Genomic DNA, 19,586 nt, shown 5'->3' on the forward strand with positions numbered 1-19,586 from the left:
CCTCGTGCACGAGTCAGGTGCACGGCCCCGTTGTGCCCTCCCCAGGGCATTTCGAGAGTTTCATGATTGCGTTACGGACGGTAGTGGATCTTCAGCCACAACAAGCTCGATCCAGCCTCAATTACCTACGAGTAGCAACAACGCCCGAGGGCGGCACCCCGGTCATCCGGGGTGCCGCCCTCGGTCTCTGTGCGGCAGAGGTAAGGCGTCAGACGTGCGGCGCGGGTCAGTCGCGCGAGCCGCCGACCAGGTGGTGGACGCGGACCATGTTCGTCGTGCCGGGGACGCCGGGGGGCGAGCCGGCGGTGATGATCATGGTGTCGCCCTGGTTGTAGCGCTTGAGCTTGAGCATCTCCGCGTCCACCAGGTCGACCATCGCGTCGGTGTTGTCCACGTGCGGGACGACGTACGACTCGACGCCCCAGCTCAGCGTGAGCTGGTTGCGGGTCCCCGTGTCGGTGGTGAAGGCCAGGATCGGCTGCGTGGCGCGGTAGCGCGAGAGCCGGCGGGCGGTGTCGCCGGACTGGGTGAAGGCGACCAGCGACTTCGCGTCCAGGAAGTCCGCGATCTCGCAGGCGGCGCGGGCGACGGAGCCGCCCTGGGTACGGGGCTTCTTGCCCGGGACCAGCGGCTGCAGGCCCTTGGAGAGGAGCTCCTCCTCGGCCGCCGCGACGATCTTCGACATCGTCTTGACGGTCTCGATCGGGTACGCGCCCACCGAGGACTCGGCCGACAGCATGACCGCGTCCGCGCCGTCGAGGATCGCGTTGGCGACGTCGGACGCCTCCGCGCGCGTCGGGCGGGAGTTGGTGATCATCGACTCCATCATCTGGGTCGCGACGATCACCGGCTTGGCGTTGCGGCGGCACATCTCGATGAGCCGCTTCTGGACCATCGGGACCTTTTCGAGCGGGTACTCGACGGCCAGGTCACCACGGGCCACCATCACCGCGTCGAAGGCGTCGACCACGGCCGCCATGTTGGCGACGGCCTGCGGCTTCTCGACCTTGGCGATGACGGGAACCCGGCGGCCCTCCTCGTCCATGACCTTGTGGACGTCCTTGACGTCGTCGGCGTCGCGGACGAAGGACAGGGCGACCATGTCGCAGCCCATCCGCAGGGCGAAGCGCAGGTCGTCGACGTCCTTCTCCGACAGGGCGGGGACGTTGACGGCGGCACCCGGCAGGTTGATGCCCTTGTGGTCCGAGATGACACCGCCCTCGATGACGATGGTCTTGACCCGGGCGCCGTCGACCTCGGTCACCCGGAGTTCGACGTTGCCGTCGTTGATCAGGATCTGGTCGCCCTTGGAGACGTCACCCGGCAGGCCCTTGTAGGTGGTGCCGCAGATGGACTTGTCACCCGGGACGTCCTCGGTGGTGATGGTGAACTCGTCACCGCGCACCAGCTCGACGGGACCCTCGGCGAAGGTCTCCAGACGGATCTTCGGGCCCTGGAGGTCGGCGAGGACGCCGACCGCGCGCCCGGTGTCCTCGGAGACCTGCCGGACGCGGTCGTACCGCTCCTGGTGTTCTGCCTGGGATCCGTGGCTGAAGTTGAATCGGGCCACGTTCATGCCTGCCTCGATGAGCGCTTTCAGCTGCTCATACGAGTCGACGGCGGGGCCCAGCGTGCAGACGATTTTGGAACGGCGCATGGAGCGGATCCTATCGGTTTGTTTCGTAGCGGAATATTCCGTCTGGCGGAAAGTCCAAGGCGTGGGCTACTGGGTCACGGTAACGAGTGCGTACGCCTGGGCGGCGATCTCCATTTCCTCGTCCGTCGGGACCACGGCCACGGCCACCCTGGCGTACTGCGGCGAGATGATCCGCGGCTCGCCGGAGCGCACCGCGTTGGCCTCGTGGTCCAGCGCCAGGCCGAGCTCGGCGAGCCCGTCCACGGCAGCTTCCCGGACGGCCGCCGCGTTCTCGCCGACTCCCGCGGTGAAGGTGACCGCGTCCACCCGCCCGAGCACCGCCGAGTAGGCGCCGATGTACTTCTTCAGCCGGTGGACGTAGGAGGCGAGGGCGAGGCGCGCCGAGGCGTCGCCCTCGTCCGCCCGCCGCTGCACCTCGCGCATGTCGTTGTCGCCGCACAGGCCCAATAGACCGCTCTTCTTGTTCAGGAGCGAATCGATCTCAGCCACCGAGAGGCCGCCCACCCGCGCCAGGTGGAAGACGACCGCCGGATCAAGATCGCCGGAACGGGTCCCCATGACCAGCCCCTCCAGCGGGGTCATGCCCATGGAGGTCTCCACGCAGACACCGCCCCGGACGGCCGAGGCGGAGGCGCCGTTGCCCAGGTGCAGCACGATCACGTTCACGTCCGCCACCGGCTTGCCGAGCAGTTCCGCCGTCGCCCGCGAGACGTAGGCGTGGGAGGTCCCGTGGAAGCCGTACCGCCGGATGGCGTACTTGTCGGCCGTCTCGGCGTCGATCGCGTACCGGGCCGCGTACTCCGGCATCGTGGAGTGGAAGGCCGTGTCGAAGACGGCGATCTGCGGGATGTCCCCGCGCAGCTCGCGCGCCACCTCGATGCCCGTCACGTTCGCCGGGTTGTGCAGCGGGGCCAGCGGCACCAGGTTGCGGATCTCCGCCAGCACCTCGTCGTCGATCACGGTCGGCCGGGTGAACCTCGTCCCGCCGTGCACGACCCGGTGGCCCACGGCGGCCAGCTCCGGGGAGTCCAGGCCGAGGCCGTCGGCGGCGAGCTCCGCCGCGACGGCCTTGAGCGCCGCCCCGTGGTCCCCGATCGGGCCGAGCAGCTCCCGCCTGCCGCCCCCGGCTCCGGCGGCCGCCGGCGTTTCGTGCACCAGCCGCGAGGTCTCCTCACCGATGCGCTCCACCAGCCCGACGGCGAGCCGGGACCGGTCCGCCATGTCGAGCAGCTGGTACTTGACCGACGAGGAGCCGGAGTTGATGACGAGTACGCGCGATGCGGTCACGGATGCGGAGCCTTCTCGTAGGGAGGGGACGGGGGTGGAACCGGTACCGGTACCCGTACGGGTACGGGTCATGCGGAGGCGGGGGCCGGGGCCGCCGCGGCGCGCGGCGTCTGCGCCTGGATCGCGGTGATGGCCACGGTGGTGACGATGTCCTGGACGAGCGCGCCGCGCGAGAGGTCGTTGACGGGCTTGCGCAGACCCTGGAGCACCGGGCCGACCGCGACGGCGCCGGCCGAGCGCTGCACGGCCTTGTACGTGTTGTTGCCCGTGTTCAGGTCGGGGAAGATCAGCACCGTCGCGCTGCCGGCCACCTCGGAGTCGGGCAGCTTGGTCGCGGCGACCGAGGGCTCCACGGCGGCGTCGTACTGGATCGGCCCCTCGACCAGCAGGTCGGGGCGCTGGGCGCGCACCAGCTCGGTGGCCTTGCGGACCTTGTCCACGTCCGCCCCCGTGCCCGAGGTGCCGGTCGAGTACGAGAGCATCGCGATCCGCGGCTCGACGCCGAAGGCGGCGGCGGTGGCGGCCGACTGGACGGCGATGTCGGCGAGCTGCTCCGCGTCGGGATCCGGGTTGACGGCGCAGTCCCCGTAGACGAGGACCTTGTCGGCCAGGCACATGAAGAAGACGGAGGAGACGATCGACGCCTCCGGCTTCGTCTTGATGATCTCGAAGGCCGGGCGGATGGTGGCGGCCGTGGAGTGCACCGAGCCGGAGACCATGCCGTCGGCGAGGCCCTGCTGCACCATCAGGGTGCCGAAGTAGTTGACGTCGGTGACCACGTCGCCGGCCAGCTCGACGGTCATGCCCTTGTGGGCGCGGGCCTCGGCGTAGTACTCGGCGAAACGTTCCCGCAGGGGAGAGGCCGCCGGGTCGATGATCTGGGCGGCCGAGATGTCGATGCCGAGGTCGGCGGCCTTCTTGAGGATCGCCTGCTCCTCGCCCAGCAGGGTCAGCTCGCAGACCCCCCGGCGCAGCACCACGTCCGCGGCGCGCAGCACCCGCTCCTCCGTGCCCTCGGGCAGTACGACGCGGCGGCGCTCGGAGCGGGCCCGCTCCAGCAGCTCGTGCTCGAACATCATCGGGGTGACGCGCTCGGAGCGGGCCACCGACAGCAGGTCGCGCAGCTCGCCGGTGTCCACGTGCCGCTCGAACAGGCCGAGCGCGGTCTCCAGCTTGCGCGGGGTCGCGGCATTCAACCGGCTCTGCAGCGAGAAGAGTTCGGCGGCGGTCGGAAAGCTGTTGCCGGCCACCGACACCACGGGCGTGCCCGGCGCCAGCTTCGAGGCGAGCGTCAGGATGTCGGGGCCCGGGCGCTCGTTCAGCGTCAGCAGCACACCGGCGATCGGCGGCGTACCGGAGGTGTGCGCGGCCAGGGCGCCGATGACCAGGTCGGAACGGTCCCCCGGGGTCACGACCAGGCAGCCGGGCGTCAGGGCGTTCAGGAAGTTGGGCAGCATGGCGCCGCCGAAGACGAAGTCCAGCGCGTCCCGGGCGAGGCCGGCCTCGTCGCCGAGGAGCACCTCGCCGCCGAGCGCCCGGGTGATCTGGGCGACCGTCGGGGCGGAGAGCGACTTGTCGTCGGGCAGTACGTAGCAGGGCACGGGGAGCCGGGCGGCCAGCCGGTCGGCTATGACGTCGCGGTCCTCGGCGGCCACCCGGTTGACGACCATCGCGACGACCTGGCAGCCCAGGCTCTCGTAGGCGCGGTGGGCGTTGCGCGCCTCGGCGCGCACGGCCTCGGCGGGGTGCTTGGTGCCGCCCACGACGGGAACGACGACCGCGCCCAGCTCGTTGGCCAGGCGTGCGTTGAGCGCGAGCTCGTCCGGCAGGTTGGTGTCGGCGTAATCGGTGCCGAGCACCAGCATGACCTCGTAGTCCCGGGCCACCCGGTGGTAGCGCTCGACGAGCTGGGACACCAGTTCGTCGGTACCCTTCTCCGCCAGGATGGCGGAGGCCTCCCGGTACTCCATGCCGTAGGCCGTCGCCGCGTCCTGGTCGATCCGGTAGCGGGCCTTGAGCAGGTCGAAGAGGCGGTCGGGTCCGTCGTGGAGCAACGGACGGTAGACGCCGACCCGGGCCGTCTGGCGGGTCAGGAGCTCCATGATGCCCAGCTCGACGACCTGCCGGCCGTCTCCCCGCTCGATACCGGTCACGTACACGCTGCGCGTCACGCGTGCTCTCCGTCCATGGTCCGTAGGTCGGTGTCCCCCGCCGTCGCGGCGGGTGATCCACGAGTCGATGACCCAGTTAGGGTGGGCTTGCCCTCTTGACAATACCTCTGCCGGTGGATAGGGCGCCCGCCGGGAAAGCGGCCTGCCGAGGGGGGTCGGAAGGCCTGCCGGGGGAGCGGCACGAAGCGCGCCGCACCCCCGTAGGGTGGAAGAATCGGACAGGCATCACCCGTACGCCGTTCATCTGTACGGCCGTCCGCCCGCACGCGTCCGGCCAGGTACGACCAGGAGCAGGAGACACAGCACGATGCGTATCGGAGTTCTCACCGCAGGCGGCGACTGCCCGGGACTGAACGCTGTCATCCGGTCGGTCGTCCACCGTGCCCTGGTCGGCCACCGGGACGAGGTCATCGGTTTTGAGGACGGCTTCAAGGGTCTCCTCGACGGCAACTTCCGCCCCCTGGACATCAATGCCGTCAGCGGCATCCTCGCCCGTGGCGGCACCATTCTCGGATCGGCGCGCATGGAGCGCGCGCGCCTGCACGAAGCCGCCGAGAACGCGCAGGAACTGGCGACGCGCTACGGCATCGACGCCCTCATCCCGATCGGCGGCGAGGGCACCCTGACCGCCGCCCGGATGCTGTCGGACGCCGGAATGCCCGTCGTCGGCGTGCCGAAGACGATCGACAACGACATCTCCTCCACCGACCGTACCTTCGGCTTCGACACCGCCGTCATGGTCGCCACCGAGGCCATCGACCGCCTCAAGACCACCGCCGAATCGCACCAGCGCGTGATGGTCGTCGAGGTCATGGGCCGGCACGCGGGCTGGATCGCCCTGGAGTCCGGGATGGCCGGCGGCGCCCACGGCATCTGCCTGCCGGAACGGCCCTTCGAGGTGGACGCCCTGGTGAAGATGGTGGAAGAACGCTTCGCGCGCGGTAAGAAGTTCGCCGTCGTCTGCGTCGCCGAAGGCGCGCACCCCGCCGAGGGCTCCATGCCGTACGAGAAGGGCGCGATCGACCAGTACGGTCACGAGCGCTTCGCCGGCATCGGCAACCGCCTGGCGGTCGAGCTGGAGCGGCGCCTCGGCAAGGAGGCCCGTCCGGTCATCCTCGGCCACGTCCAGCGCGGCGGCACGCCCACCGCCTACGACCGCGTACTGGCGACCCGCTTCGGCTGGCACGCCGTCGAGGCCGTTCACCGCGGCGACTTCGGCAACATGACCGCCCTGCGCGGTACCGACATCGTGATGGCCCCGCTGGCTCAGGCGGTCACCGAGCTGAAGACCGTGCCCGAGGCCCGCGTGTACGAGGCCGAGTCGGTCTTCTGACCCGGTCCGGCCACGCCTCCGGGCGAGGGCGCGCCCTACGCGGCACCGCCCGCGAGGTACCAGAACCGCTCCACGATCTGCGCGAGGAACTCCCGCCCCGCGTCCCCGTCCCCGGCCTGGCCCCCGCCGCCGCCCCAGCTCAAGGTGGCGACCATCCGCGACTGGTAGTCCCGGTACAGCTGCTCCAGCGCCCGCTCCAGATGCGGCTTGGGCACCGGCAGCAGCTTGGCCAGGGGCTTCACGTACCCCTGCCAGCGCGTGGTCACCGCACCGCGCAGGAGCTCGGCCAGCTCCTCCTCCTTGCCGGTCGCCGTCACGAACTGGGCCAGCGTCAGTCCTAGCACCGTGGCGAGGGCGACGGACTGCCGCTCGTTGCCCTTCCAGCGCCCGGAGTCCTCCATCTTCTGGTAGGACTGCGTCTCCAGCCCGACCCGCCGGGCCAGTTCCTCCGGGGCCAGGCCCCTGGCGATCCGGTGTTCCCGCAGGGTGACCGGCTCGGCGAGCAGCTCCGAGGGCGAACACCACAGGACGCCGGCGAGGGCCGTGACCTCGGCGGACGTGGGTGAGATCTCGCCGCGTTCCCAGGCCGTCACGGTCTCGGGAGCGACGAGCAGTCCGTACTGCGCGCGCAGGCCGTAGGCAACGTGGCCGGGGGCCATGCCCAGGGCCGCGCGCAGACGACGGGCGGCGGGGGCATTGAAAGGAGAGCTGGAGTGCACAGGCACACCGTAGGAGTGGCCGAGCTCTTACGACTACAGACCAAACGAACAAGCTCATAACTCGTAGGAACGTCCTAGGAAGTTAAGCGTTTTGGCCGGGTTTCCCTGCGACTGTCGGGTAACCGGCGGTCCGCAAGATCCATTGCCACCCACACGGTTTCAGCCATCGCCTCTCAACGCAAGCCCGCGGCTTCCCCCCACAGGCCGTGAACCGGTCGTCCTTCCCGTACGTGATCCATACGGGGCCCTCGCATACGGGGGTGGCGAGGGCCCCCGAATCCGCTCGCCCTTGCCTTGACGCCGACGCGCCCGGGCCGGGCCCCGTCCTCCGCCGGAAGTTGGAGGGGGACGGGACGGCCCGGGACGGGGCCTACGGCCTGAGCCAGATCGTCGACAGCGGCGGGAGGGTCATGCGCAGGCTTACCGGGCGGCCCTGCGCGGGCACCGGCTCGGCGCGCAGCGGCTGGGCGTGGTGGACGCCGCTGCCGCCGTAGACCTCCAGGTCGGTGTTGAGGACCTCCCGCCACAGCGGGACCTCCTGCGGGACCCCGATCCGGTAGCCGTGCCGGACCACCGGCGAGAAGTTCGACACCGCGAGCAGCGGCGAGCCGTCCTGCGCGAACCGCAGGAAGGCGAAGACGTTGTCCTCCGCCGCGTCGGCTTCCACCCAGGCGAAGCCCTCCGGCACGCTGTCCCGCTCCCACAGGGCGGGCGCCGCCGCGTAGGTGCGGTTCAGATCGCGTACGAGGTCCCGTACGCCGCGGTGGTCCCCGGCCGCGGAGTAGGAGGTGTCCAGCAGCCACCAGTCCGGCCCGTGCGCCTCCTTCCACTCCCCGCCCTGAGCGAACTCCTGGCCCATGAAGAGCAGTTGCTTACCGGGATGGGCCCACATGAAACCGAGGTAGGCCCGGTGCGCGGCCCGCTGCTGCCACCAGTCCCCGGGCATCTTAGACACCAGCGCGCCCTTGCCGTGCACCACCTCGTCGTGCGAGATGGGCAGGACGTAGTTCTCGCTGAAGGCGTAGATCATCCCGAAGGTCATGTCGTGGTGGTGGTACTTGCGGTGGACCGAGTCCTTCGACATGTACCGCAAGGTGTCGTGCATCCAGCCCATGTTCCACTTCATGCCGAAGCCGAGCCCGCCGGCGTCCGTCGGCCGGGTGACCCCGTTCCAGGCGGTGGACTCCTCCGCGATGGTCACCACGCCCGGGCAGCGCCGGTACACGGTGGCGTTCATCTCCTGGAGCATGGCGACCGCGTCCCAGTTCTCCCGCCCGCCGTGCTCGTTGGGCGACCACTGGCCCTCCTCGCGCGAGTAGTCCAGATACAGCATCGAGGCCACGGCGTCCACGCGCAGTCCGTCCACGTGGAACTCCTCGCACCAGTACACGGCGTTGGCGACGAGGAAGTTGCGGACCTCCTTGCGGCCGTAGTCGAACTCCAGCGTTCCCCAGTCCGGGTGCGCGGCCCGCCGCGGGTCCTCGTGCTCGTACAGCGGGCGCCCGTCGAACTCGGCGAGTGCCCAGTCGTCGCGCGGGAAGTGCGCGGGCACCCAGTCGACGATCACGCCGATGCCCGCCCGGTGCAGCGCGTCCACGAGGAAGCGGAAGTCGTCCGGCGAGCCCAACCGCGAGGTCGGGGCGTAGAAGCCCGTGACCTGGTAGCCCCACGAACCGCCGAAGGGGTGTTCGGCGACCGGCATCATCTCCACGTGCGTGAAGCCGAGCTCCTTCACGTACGCGGGGAGCTGCTCGGCGAGCTCCCGGTAGGAGAGCCCCGGCCGCCAGGACGCCAGGTGCAGCTCGTATACCGAGAAGGGGGCCTCGTGTGCGGGCCGGGCGCCGCGGTTCGCCATCCACGCCTCGTCCTGCCACGCGTATCCGGAGGACGTGACCACGGAGGCGGTGGCCGGGGGGACCTCCGCGGAGCGGGCCATCGGGTCGGCGCGCAGGGTGTGGCTGCCGTCCGGGCGCGTGATGTCGTACTTGTACAGCGTCCCCGGCCCGATCCCCGGCAGGAACAGCTCCCACACGCCCGTCGCGCCGAGCGAGCGCATCGGATAGGCGGTGGAGTCCCAGTACGAGAAGTCCCCGGCCAGCCGGACGCCCTGAGCGTTCGGCGCCCACACCGTGAAACGGGTGCCGGCCACTGCCTGGTGCTCCATCGGCTCGGCACCGAGCGCCTTCCACAACTGCTCGTGGCGGCCTTCGCCGATCAGGTACAGGTCCAGCTCGCCGAGCGCGGGCAGGAAGCGGTACGGGTCCTCGATCTCCACCTCGTCGCCGTCGTACGTCACCAGCAGCCGGTAGTCCGGCACCCCGGTGAGCGGCAGCAGGCCGGAGAACAGCCCGTCACCCTCGTCGGCGAGCTCGGCCCGCAGCCCCTTGGCGACGACGGTGACCGCCTGGGCGAACGGGCGCAGGACGCGGAAAACCACGCCGCCCCGCTCTGGGTGGGCGCCCAGCAGGCCGTGCGGATCGTGGTGGCGGCCCTCCAGCAGCCGGGCCCGCTCCCACGCCTCGATGGGCGGTGCGGGCCGGACCCCGGAGTCGGAGTCGGCCCGGCGGGCCCGGGGCGGACGGGTCTTGGGCGCGGCCTCCGGGGCGGTGGCGGCTTCGTCGCGGACGGTCGGTGACGGCTGTCGTGCGGCGCTCACGCGAGCGGCCTCCTCGGGGGCTTGGTCTGCGGTTTCGTCTGGGGCTTCGGCTGTGCGTGGGTCGGCTGGGAGTGGTGGGGGGTGTGGGGTTGGCCGTGGCCGTGGCTGTGCGGCGCCGGGGACAGGTCGCCGTCGGCGCGTTGCGCTGAGGCTCGCCACAGGGGGCTCTCCGGGCCCGAGGCGAGCCGCCGGATCGCGGCCATCGGCACGTGCAGCCAGTCGGGACGGTGGCGGAACTCGTACCGCGCCTCGTACACCGCCTTGTCGGTCTCGTACGCGCGCAGCAGGACCGGTTCCTCCCGCGGATCACGGCCCGTGGTGCGCGCGTAGCCCTCGCAGAAGGCCGCCCGGCAGGCATCGGCCCAGGCCGGGGCGAAGGGCCGGTGCGAGCGGGCGGCGTAGTCGAAGGAGCGCAGTATCCCGGCGATGTCGCGCACCGCCGGTTCGGGCCGGCGGCGGTCGGCCAGCGGCCGGGCCGGCTCACCCTCGAAGTCGATCAGCGACCAGCTTCCGTCGAGGGTGCGCAGGGTCTGGCCCAGATGCAGGTCCCCGTGGATCCGCTGGGCCGCCACCCCGGCGCCGCGCGAGGCGGCCAGCGCGTCGAAGGCGCCCCGCAGCCCCGCCTCGTAGGGCCGCAGCGCGGGCACCTCCCGGGCGGTGGCGGCCAGGCGCGCGGTCATCCCGGCCGCGAGCCGGGCGGTCTGCTCCGGCCCGAGCGCGAGGGTGGGCAGGACGCGGGCCAGGGCGCTGTGCACCTCGGCGGTGGCCCGGCCGAGCGCGTGCGCCTCGGCGGTGAAATCGCTTCCGGAGCCGAGCTTGCGCAGGGCCAGCTGCCAGCCGTCGTCGGAGCCGCGCAGGTACGGCTGGAGCACGCCCAGGGTCAGCGGCTCGGTGCCGGGCAGTTCGGCCTCGTACCAGGCGACGGGCGCCGGGACGCGGGCGCAGCCCGCCGCGGCCAGCGCCCTGGGCAGCTCCAGGTCCGGGTTGACGCCGGGACCGACCCGGCGGAACACCTTCAGGATGAACGAATCTCCATAGATCAGCGAGGTGTTCGTCTGCTCCCCGGACAGCGGCCGGGGCGCGAGCCCTGCCGGCACGGGCGCCTCGGAATCCCGGTCGAAGCGCAGCGGGCCGAGCGTGCCCGGGGAGCGCAGGCGCTCCAGCAGCATGGCCGCCAGCTTGGGATCGCCGAGTCCTTCGTAGACCGCCTTGCCCGCGTACGGGCCCTCCTGCGCGTACCCGATCAGCGCGGGCGCGAGTCCGGGCGGCAGGGACGGGCGGATGCCCAGCAGGAGTTGGTAGCAGTCCCCGTCCACATCGAGGAGCAGGTGGAGCAGCCCGGGTGTGGAGCCCGGTGGCAGCAGTTCCGCCGCCGAGACCGTTCTCAGCCTGCTGATGGTGCGGCCCTTGCCCGCGAACCAGCGTTGTGCGGGCAGCCAGGCCCGCAGCATCGGCTCCAGCGGGCCGATTCCTGCGGCCCGGTCGGCCGTCAGCCGGCTCCGGGCGGATCCCTCCGACATGGCGTCGCGTCCTTTCCCCGGGCCGTCACAGAATGCGCAGAGTGTCCCGGATGTGCGGCAGTTGCTTCTCCGGTATGTGCGAGTGTCGGGTCAGGATGATCCGTACAGGGGCGGGCGGTTGACCCATTCGCGCGGCCCGCCCCGTACTCGGCTCGCTACTCCGGCCGAGGCTCGGTCCGTTGTTCGGTCCGCAGCCGGAACCAGAGGAAGCCGTGTCCCGCCAGGGTCAGCAGGTACGGCCACTCGCCGATCGGGGGGAAGCGCACATCACCCGTGAGCTCCACCGGGACCCGCCCGTTGAACGACCGCAGATCCAGCTCGGTGGGCTGCGCGAAGCGCGAGAAGTTGTGCACGCACAGCACCAGGTCGTCCCCGTACTCGCGCAGGAACGCGAGCACCGCCGGGTTCGACGACGGCAGTTCGGTGTACGAGCCGAGTCCGAAGGCCGGGTTCGCCTTGCGGATCTCGATCAGCCGCCGGGTCCAGTGCAGCAGCGACGAGGGCGATGCCATCGACGCCTCGACGTTGGTGACCTGGTACCCGTAGACCGGGTCCATGATGACCGGCAGGTTCAGCCTGCCCGGATCGCAGGAGGAGAAACCGGCGTTGCGGTCCGGCGTCCACTGCATGGGGGTGCGCACCCCGTCCCGGTCGCCCAGCCAGATGTTGTCGCCCATGCCGATCTCGTCGCCGTAGTAGAGGATCGGCGAACCGGGCAGGGACAGCAGCAGGGCGGTGAACAGCTCGGTCTGGTTGCGGTCGTTGTCCAGCAGCGGGGCGAGCCGGCGGCGGATGCCGATGTTGGCCCGCATCCGGGGGTCCTTGGCGTATTCCGCGTACATGTAGTCGCGCTCTTCGTCGGTGACCATTTCGAGGGTCAGCTCGTCGTGGTTGCGCAGGAAGATGCCCCACTGGCAGCGCTCCGGGATCGCCGGGGTCTTGGCCAGGATCTCCGACACGGGGTAGCGGGACTCTCTTCGTACGGCCATGAAGATGCGCGGCATGACGGGGAAGTGGAACGCCATGTGGCATTCGTCCCCGCCCTTCGCGTAGTCCCCGAAGTAGTCGACGACGTCCTCCGGCCACTGGTTGGCCTCGGCGAGCAGGACGGTGTCCGGGTAGTGCGCGTCGATCTCGGCCCGCACCCGCTTGAGCAGCGCGTGCGTGCGCGGCAGGTTCTCGCAGTTGGTGCCCTCCTCGGCGTACAGGTAGGGGACGGCGTCGAGCCGGAACCCGTCGATGCCGAGGTCGAGCCAGAAGCGGAGGGCGGAGATGATCTCCTCCTGCACGGCCGGGTTCTCGAAGTTCAGGTCCGGCTGGTGCGAGAAGAAGCGGTGCCAGTAGTACTGCTTGCGTAGCGGGTCGTACGTCCAGTTCGAGGTCTCGGTGTCGACGAAGATGATGCGGGCGTCCTGGTACTGCTTATCGTTGTCGGCCCACATGTAGTAGTCGCCGTACGGACCGTCGGGGTCCTTGCGGGACTGCTGGAACCACTCGTGCTGATCGCTCGTGTGGTTCATGACGAAGTCGATGATCACCCGCATGCCGCGCTGGTGCGCGGCGTCCACGAATTCGACGAAGTCGGCGAGGTCCCCGAATTCCGGCAGCACGGAGGTGTAGTCGGAGACGTCGTAGCCCCCGTCGCGGAGGGGGGAGGCGAAGAAGGGGGGCAGCCACAGGCAGTCGACGCCGAGCCACTGGAGGTAGTCCAGCTTGGCGGTGAGCCCCTGGAGGTCCCCCACGCCGTCGCCGTTGCTGTCGTGGAAGGAGCGGACGAGCACTTCGTAGAAGACCGCCCGCTTGAACCAGTCGGGATCGCGGTCCTTGGCGGGGGTGTCCTCGAAGGTGTCGTGGACGGGATCATTGATCATCATGAGGTGGGTGACCCTCCGGTGGGCGGGGACGGTCGCAGAGCTGCCAGTACGTGCGCGGGCGTACGCCCCGGCTCTAGACGCACGTAATTCGCCCTGCCCCAGTGATAGGTCTCGCCGGTGAGCTCGTCGCGCACCGGGAGGGACCCGTGCCAGTCGAGGCCGAGTACCGGCATGTCCAACGAGACCGTCGCCTCCTGGGTGTGGTGCGGATCGAGGTTGACGACCACCAGTACGGAGTTGGCTCCGGCGTGCTTCGAATAGGCGATCACCTGTTCGTTGTCGGTCGTGTGGAAGTGGATGTCGCGCAGCTGCTGCAGAGCGGGATTGCGGCGGCGGATCTCGTTCAGGGCGGTGATGAGGGGGGCGATGGTGCGGCCCTCGCGCTCGGCGGCGGCCCAGTCCCGTGGCCGGAATTCGTACTTCTCGGAGTTCAGGTACTCCTCGCTGCCCTCTCTGACCGGGGTGTTCTCGCAGAGCTCGTATCCGGCGTAGACGCCCCAGGTGGGGGAGAGGGTGGCGGCGAGGACCGCGCGGACCTCGAAAGCGGTGCGGCCGCCGTGCTGGAGGTACGCGTGCAGGATGTCGGGCGTGTTGACGAAGAAATTCGGCCGCATGACGCAGGCGGACCGGGTGCTCGACAGCTCGGTCAGGTACTCGGTCAGCTCGCTCTTGGTGTTGCGCCAGGTGAAGTACGTGTACGACTGCTGGAAGCCGACGGCCGCGAGCGCCCGCATCATCGCCGGGCGGGTGAAGGCCTCGGCGAGGAAGATCACGTCCGGGTCGGTCTTGTTGATGTTCGCGATCACCTTCTGCCAGAAGACGACAGGCTTGGTGTGCGGATTGTCGACCCGGAAGATCCGGACGCCGTGGTCCATCCAGTGCCGCAGGATGCGCACGGTCTCCTCGATGATGCCGGGCATGTCGGTGTCGAAGTGGACCGGGTAGATGTCCTGGTACTTCTTCGGCGGGTTCTCGGCGTACGCGATCGTCCCGTCGGCCCGGTGCCGGAACCACTCGGGGTGCTTCTCCACCCAGGGGTGGTCGGGGGAGCACTGGAGTGCGAAATCGAGCGCGACCTCCATCCCCAGGTCCCGGGCCCGCGCGACGAAAGCGTCGAAGTCCTCGATGGTGCCGAGGTCGGGGTGGACGGCGTCGTGGCCGCCCTCCGGCGAACCGATGGCCCACGGCACACCGGGGTCCCAACTCCCAGCCGAAAGGGTGTTGTTCGGACCTTTGCGGTAGGTGCTCCCGATCGGGTGAATGGGCGGCAGGTAGACCACGTCGAAGCCCATGGCGGCGATCGCGGGCAACCGCTCGGCGGCGGTCCGGAAGGTCCCGCTGACGGGCGCCTCGCCGGGCTCCAGCACGGCGCCTTCGGAGCGGGGGAACATCTCGTACCAGGAGCCGAAGAGCGCCCGCTTGCGCTCGACCAGCAGGGGCAGGGCCTTGGAAGCGGTGACCAGCTCGCGGTACGGACGCCGGGTGAGCGCGGCGTCCACCTCGGGGGCGAGGGCGGCCGCGTACCGTTCGGCGACGGGCCGCTCCTCGTCCCGCATCACGTCGGCGGCGCTCAGCACGGCCTCGCGACCGTCCCGCTTGGGGATCCTGGCGCCGGCCCGCTCGTAGAGCTCCGCGCCCTCGACGAGCATGAGGTCGGTGTCCATACCCGCCGGGATCTTGATCGCCGCGTGCGCCCGCCAGGTGGCGACCGGATCGCTCCACGCCTCGACGGTGTAGGTCCACCTCCCCTCGGTCTCGGCCGACACCCGCGCTCCCCACCGGTCGGTACCGGGGGCGAGCTCGCGCAGGGGCACGGGGGGCCGCAGCCGCCCGCTCGGGTCACGGAGCACGACATGGGCGGCGACGGCGTCGTGCCCTTCGCGGAACACGGTGGCGGAGATCTCGAATACCTCGTCCACGACCGCCTTGGCGGGTCTGGCGCCGCAGTCGACGGCGGGGCGGACGTCCAGCACGGGAATGCGACCGATCATGATGGGCTCACCTGGGGGCAGTTCGCAGGGCTCGGTGACAACAGTTCAGCCGGATGCCCGGCTGGTCGTGCACGCTCTGTTCGCTCTGTTTCTAGCCGCTCAGTGGACGGCTGGGCTGCGGGCATGGCCGCTCCTGTCCGCGTTCACTCGGGTGGCGGGGGAGGGTTGGGGACGGGTGCGCCGTCGCTTGGCACGCGTACCCGGGGAGCCCTTCCCACTCTCGCTCGGCCCAATCCGGGGCTCCGGTCAACTACTCGTACGTAGTGGCACGGGCAGGACGGAGGGCTCGGCGGGGCTCCGCGGCGGCGGCGGGGAGTTCACGAGGCGCGGGCACACGCCTCCTGTCCCACCCGTCTCACTCGCCCCTCCCGTGCGGTTGTTCGGGTCCCTCGGACCACCCGAACGAGGAGGCTCGCACCCTGACGCGGGCCCCGTCACGGCCGTATGCACCCAGGCGTTCCGGACGCGCGGGTCGCGAATCTGGCCGATTCGTGTGCCCCCGTGGCGGATCCGGTGCGGTGCTACCGAGCGGGCGACGGTACGGCGGCTGGTGCGGCGGACGGCAGGAGGAAGGCATCCGCCGAACGGGCGACAATGTCCCATGGGCATGGGGACATGGCAGGGACATCTCGGCGACGGCGACGGCGACCTCACCGTTCCGGACCGCATACGCCGCCTGCGCGCGCCCGACCCCCAGGCGCGGGAGAGCGCGGCGCGGGAGGCGGCGGCCGCCGTGCGGTCCCCGGAGGAGGAGACACGCGTGGCGTCGGCGCTGGCCGAGGCCGTCGTACGGGAGTACGACCGGGCCGCCCTGGAGGCACAGCTCGACGCGCTGGTGACCGTGGAAGCCTCCCTGGACGACGTGGCGCTGCTGCGGCTCGCCGGGCTCCGCTCCGAGTCGCCGCTGCTGAGCCGACTGCTCGCGCGGGCGGCGCGGCTCCAGGTCTCCGGGCCGGTGGAGCCCGCCGGCGCCGGAACCCTGATGGTGGTGCGCTGCCTGCGGGGCGTCCCGCACCCCGGGCTCACCCTGCGCACCCCGCACGGGCAGTGGGTGGTACTGGAGCGCATGGAGTTCCACGGGCGGGCCGTGAACCGGCTCGACCCCGCCTCCACCGCCCGGGTACTGCTCTCCGGAGCGGGGGCGCGGGCCCTCGGCGAGTGGGACCGGCTGGACGCCGACCCCCGGCCACGGGAGCTCGTACGCCGGCTGCGGGCGGCCGACCCCCGGGTCCGGGAGCTCGCCGCCGACGAGGCCTCGGACCGGCCGGACGCCCGGGAGCCGGAGGTGGGCCGGTACCTGTGCGCCGCGCTGGCCCGGGCCGTCGTACGGGAGCGAGACCCGGCCGCGCTGGAAGCCGGGCTGCACGCGCTGCTGGAGCTGCGCCGCTTCCTGGAGGAACCCGCGCTGGCGGTGCTGCGCACGCTGGACGCCGGGGCGCTGCCGCGGCCACTGCGGCCCTACCTTGACGACCTGTTGGAAGGGGGTGGGCCCGATGGCACCGGCTGACCCGTCCAGCGGGGGCGTGACCTGGTGCGGGCGGTACGGGAGCCGGCCCCCTTTTGTCCGCGCTCTTGGCAAAGCCCGGGCACGGCGCCGCGGGCATCGCTAGCCTTCCGGGGGTGAAGCGCGGGTGCACAGCGTGGTGTGACCGCTCCCATCCGTAATCCCCTGCGAAGGTGGAACACGTGAAGGCTATCCGTCGGTTCACCGTGCGCCCCGTCCTACCAGACTCCCTGCTGCCGCTCGCCGACCTCGCGCGCAATCTGCGCTGGTCGTGGCATGCCGAAACCCGCGAACTCTTCCAATCCGTCGACCCAGAGGGCTGGCAGGCCGCCGGCCGCGACCCCGTCCGCCTGCTCGGCACCGTCTCCGCCGCCCGGCTCTCGGAACTCGCCGGCGACCGCCGGTTCCTGCGGCGGCTCGCCGCCGTCTCCGCCGACCTAGACGACTATGTGAACGGCGGGAGGTGGTACCAGGGGCAGCAGCCCGAAGGCGCTCTGCCCGCCGCCATCGCCTACTTCTCCCCCGAGTTCGGTATCACCGCCGCCCTGCCGCAGTACTCCGGCGGGCTCGGGATCCTCGCCGGGGACCACCTCAAGGCCGCCAGCGACCTCGGCGTTCCGCTCATCGGTGTGGGACTGCTGTACCGGCACGGGTACTTCAGGCAGTCGCTCTCCCGGGACGGCTGGCAGCAGGAGCACTATCCCGTACTCGATCCCAACGAACTGCCCGTCAGCCTGGTGCGCCAGGCCGACGGGACCCCCGCCCGGGTCTCGCTGACCCTGCCCGGCGGCCGGGCCCTGCACGCCCACATCTGGCAGGCCCGCGTCGGGCGGGTGCCGCTGCTGCTCCTGGACTCCGACGTGGAGGACAACGACGCGGCGGCCCGCGAGGTGACCGACCGGCTCTACGGCGGCGGCAGCGACCACCGGCTGCTGCAGGAGATGCTCCTCGGCATCGGCGGCGTCCGGGCCGTGAGGCTGTACTGCGCGCTGACCGGCCACCCCGACCCCGAGGTCTTCCACACCAACGAGGGCCACGCCGGCTTCCTCGGGCTGGAGCGCATAAGGGAACTGGAGCGGGAGCGCGGCCTCGGCTTCGACGCCGCGGTCGAGGCGGTACGGGCCGGGACCGTCTTCACCACCCACACCCCCGTCCCGGCGGGCATCGACCGCTTCGAGCGGGCCCTGGTCGCCCGGCACTTCGGTGACGGCGGCGAACTGGCCGGCGTACCCGTCGACCGGATCCTGGAACTGGGCGCCGAGTCCTATCCCGGCGGCGACCCCGGAGTGTTCAACATGGCCGTCATGGGGCTGCGCCTGGCCCAGCGCGCCAACGGGGTGTCCACCCTGCACGGTGCGGTCAGCCGGGAGATGTTCGCCGGGCTGTGGCCGGGCTTCGACCCGGCGGACGTGCCCATCACCTCCGTGACCAACGGGGTGCACGCCCCCACCTGGGTGGCCCCCGAGGTCGTCCGGCTCGGCATCCGGCAGATCGGCGCCGGCCGCACCGAGGACGCCCTCTCGGTCGGCGGCTCCGGGCGCTGGGACGCGGTCGCGGACATCGCCGACCAGGACGTCTGGGATCTGCGGCGGGGGCTGCGCGAGCAGCTGGTGCAGGAGGTACGCGACCGGCTGCGGGCCTCATGGCGTCAGCGCGGGGCCGCGGACGCCGAGCTGGGTTGGGTGGATTCCGTACTGGACCCGGACGTGCTCACCATCGGCTTCGCCCGGCGCGTGCCCTCGTACAAGCGGCTGACCCTGATGCTGCGTGACCCGGAGCGGCTGCGCCGGCTGCTGCTGGATCCGGAACGGCCGGTGCAGATCGTGGTCGCGGGCAAGGCGCACCCGGCCGACGACGGCGGGAAGCGGCTCGTTCAAGAGCTGGTGCAGTTCGCGGACGACCCGCGGGTGCGGCACCGGATCGTCTTCCTGCCCGATTACGGCATGGCGATGGCCCAGAAGCTCTACCCCGGCTGCGACGTCTGGCTGAACAACCCCCTGCGGCCGCTGGAGGCGTGCGGGACGAGCGGGATGAAGGCCGCGCTGAACGGCTGCCTCAACCTGTCCGTACTGGACGGCTGGTGGGACGAGTGGTTCGAGCCCGATTTCGGCTGGGCCATTCCGACCGCCGACGGGCTGGGAGCGGACGAGGACCGGCGCGACCACCTGGAGGCCAACGCCCTCTACGAGCTGATCGAGGGCCGGGTCGCACCCCGGTTCTACGACCGGGCCGGCCGCGGCGGGCTTCCGGTGCGGTGGATCGAGATGGTCCGGCGCACCCTGGTCTCCCTGGGTCCCAAGGTGCTGGCGGGGCGGATGGTGCGGGAGTACGTGGAGCGGCTCTACGCGCCGGCCGCGCACGCCCACCGCGCCCTGACCGCCGAGGCGGCGCGGGACCTGGCCTGGTGGAAGGGGCGGGTCCGGGCGGCCTGGCCGCGGGTCGGCGTCGAGCACGTGGAGGCGCTGGCCGCGGCTCCCGTGAACGGGACGGCCGAGCTCGGCGCCACCCTCACGCTGCGGGTGCGGGTGTCCCTGGACGCGCTGACCCCCGAGGACGTGGAAGTACAGGCCGTGGCCGGCCGGGTGGACGCCCAGGACGTGATCCGGGACGGGCGGGCCTTCCCGCTGAAGCCGGCCGCGGGGCCCGACCTGGAGGGACGCTGGGTGTACGAGGGCCCGCTCGCCCTCGACCGTACGGGGCCCTTCGGCTACACCGTACGCCTGCTGCCCTCGCACCCGCTGCTGGCGACCCCGGCCGAACTGGGACTGGTCGCGGGTCCGGTGGACACCGAGGCGGCCGCGGCGGACGGCGTACCCCTGCGCTGAGGGCGCGGCCGGGGCGGCGGGCGCCGGCGCGGGTCGGCAGGCGGTCCGG

11 protein-coding genes are annotated in these 19,586 nt (G+C 71.3%); 3 read left to right on the forward strand and 8 right to left on the reverse strand.

The features are described from left to right. Positions 1 to 226 precede the first annotated feature (226 nt). The 3 genes from pyk to pta all read right to left on the reverse strand — a co-directional run bounded on the left by pyk (position 227) and on the right by pta (position 5,115). Positions 227 to 1,657, reverse strand: a complete 1,431-nt coding sequence (gene pyk / locus ACWDX7_RS11905; RefSeq protein ID WP_451491243.1) for a pyruvate kinase — start codon at positions 1,655 to 1,657, stop codon at positions 227 to 229. Positions 1,658 to 1,723: 66 nt separating this feature from the next. Further along, complete coding sequence (locus tag ACWDX7_RS11910; RefSeq protein ID WP_451491242.1) at positions 1,724 to 2,944, reverse strand: acetate kinase; 1,221 nt, start codon at positions 2,942 to 2,944, stop codon at positions 1,724 to 1,726. 68 nt (positions 2,945 to 3,012) lie between these two features. Next, on the reverse strand, positions 3,013 to 5,115 hold the full coding sequence (gene pta, locus ACWDX7_RS11915; protein WP_451491241.1) for a phosphate acetyltransferase: 2,103 nt from the start codon (positions 5,113 to 5,115) through the stop codon (positions 3,013 to 3,015). Positions 5,116 to 5,422: 307 nt separating this feature from the next. On the opposite strand from pta, the gene ACWDX7_RS11920 reads away from it, so the two are divergent. Continuing rightward, on the forward strand, positions 5,423 to 6,448 hold the full coding sequence (locus tag ACWDX7_RS11920; RefSeq protein ID WP_451491240.1) for an ATP-dependent 6-phosphofructokinase: 1,026 nt from the start codon (positions 5,423 to 5,425) through the stop codon (positions 6,446 to 6,448). 35 nt (positions 6,449 to 6,483) lie between these two features. Here ACWDX7_RS11920 and ACWDX7_RS11925 read toward each other — a convergent pair whose 3' ends face one another. The 5 genes from ACWDX7_RS11925 to ACWDX7_RS11945 all read right to left on the reverse strand — a co-directional run bounded on the left by ACWDX7_RS11925 (position 6,484) and on the right by ACWDX7_RS11945 (position 15,208). Next, positions 6,484 to 7,173, reverse strand: coding sequence for an XRE family transcriptional regulator (locus ACWDX7_RS11925; protein ID WP_451491239.1), 690 nt, complete (start codon positions 7,171 to 7,173; stop codon positions 6,484 to 6,486). A gap of 364 nt (positions 7,174 to 7,537) precedes the next feature. Further along, the gene (gene glgB / locus ACWDX7_RS11930) at positions 7,538 to 9,823 is read right to left on the reverse strand and encodes a 1,4-alpha-glucan branching enzyme (protein WP_451491238.1); all 2,286 of its coding nucleotides are present in this window, start codon (positions 9,821 to 9,823) and stop codon (positions 7,538 to 7,540) included. Further along, the gene (locus ACWDX7_RS11935; protein ID WP_451491237.1) at positions 9,820 to 11,343 is read right to left on the reverse strand and encodes a maltokinase N-terminal cap-like domain-containing protein; all 1,524 of its coding nucleotides are present in this window, start codon (positions 11,341 to 11,343) and stop codon (positions 9,820 to 9,822) included. Before ACWDX7_RS11935 ends, glgB begins: the two co-directional genes overlap by 4 nt. Before the next feature lie 155 nt (positions 11,344 to 11,498). Further along, entirely contained in the window at positions 11,499 to 13,217 is a 1,719-nt protein-coding gene (gene treS / locus ACWDX7_RS11940) for a maltose alpha-D-glucosyltransferase (protein WP_451491236.1), read from the reverse strand. Next, positions 13,214 to 15,208 carry an alpha-1,4-glucan--maltose-1-phosphate maltosyltransferase gene (locus ACWDX7_RS11945; protein WP_451491235.1) on the reverse strand — a complete coding sequence of 665 codons (1,995 nt, stop codon included), beginning with the start codon at positions 15,206 to 15,208 and terminating at the stop codon, positions 13,214 to 13,216. Before ACWDX7_RS11945 ends, treS begins: the two co-directional genes overlap by 4 nt. 601 nt (positions 15,209 to 15,809) lie before the next feature. Here ACWDX7_RS11945 and ACWDX7_RS11950 point away from each other — a divergent pair. Together ACWDX7_RS11950 and glgP are read left to right on the forward strand one after the other, a co-directional pair. Beyond that, positions 15,810 to 16,715 carry a hypothetical protein gene (locus ACWDX7_RS11950; RefSeq protein WP_451750312.1) on the forward strand — a complete coding sequence of 302 codons (906 nt, stop codon included), beginning with the start codon at positions 15,810 to 15,812 and terminating at the stop codon, positions 16,713 to 16,715. Between the two features lie 179 nt (positions 16,716 to 16,894). Continuing rightward, positions 16,895 to 19,537 (forward strand): alpha-glucan family phosphorylase, encoded by a 2,643-nt coding sequence (gene glgP, locus ACWDX7_RS11955; RefSeq protein WP_451491233.1) that lies wholly within the window; start codon positions 16,895 to 16,897, stop codon positions 19,535 to 19,537. Positions 19,538 to 19,586: the final 49 nt, after the last annotated feature.

The organism is Streptomyces sp. NPDC003034, from assembly GCF_053591375.1.

What these genes read in the sequence shown, in the direction of transcription:
- pyk (WP_451491243.1), bottom strand. Translation starts at nt 1,657, where the DNA reads ATGCGCCGTTCCAAAATCGTCTGCACGCTGGGCCCCGCCGTCGACTCG.
- ACWDX7_RS11920 (WP_451491240.1), top strand. Translation starts at nt 5,423, where the DNA reads ATGCGTATCGGAGTTCTCACCGCAGGCGGCGACTGCCCGGGACTGAAC.
- ACWDX7_RS11935 (WP_451491237.1), bottom strand. Translation starts at nt 11,343, where the DNA reads ATGTCGGAGGGATCCGCCCGGAGCCGGCTGACGGCCGACCGGGCCGCA.
- treS (WP_451491236.1), bottom strand. Translation starts at nt 13,217, where the DNA reads ATGATGATCAATGATCCCGTCCACGACACCTTCGAGGACACCCCCGCC.
- ACWDX7_RS11945 (WP_451491235.1), bottom strand. Translation starts at nt 15,208, where the DNA reads ATGATCGGTCGCATTCCCGTGCTGGACGTCCGCCCCGCCGTCGACTGC.
- ACWDX7_RS11950 (WP_451750312.1), top strand. Translation starts at nt 15,810, where the DNA reads ATGGGCATGGGGACATGGCAGGGACATCTCGGCGACGGCGACGGCGAC.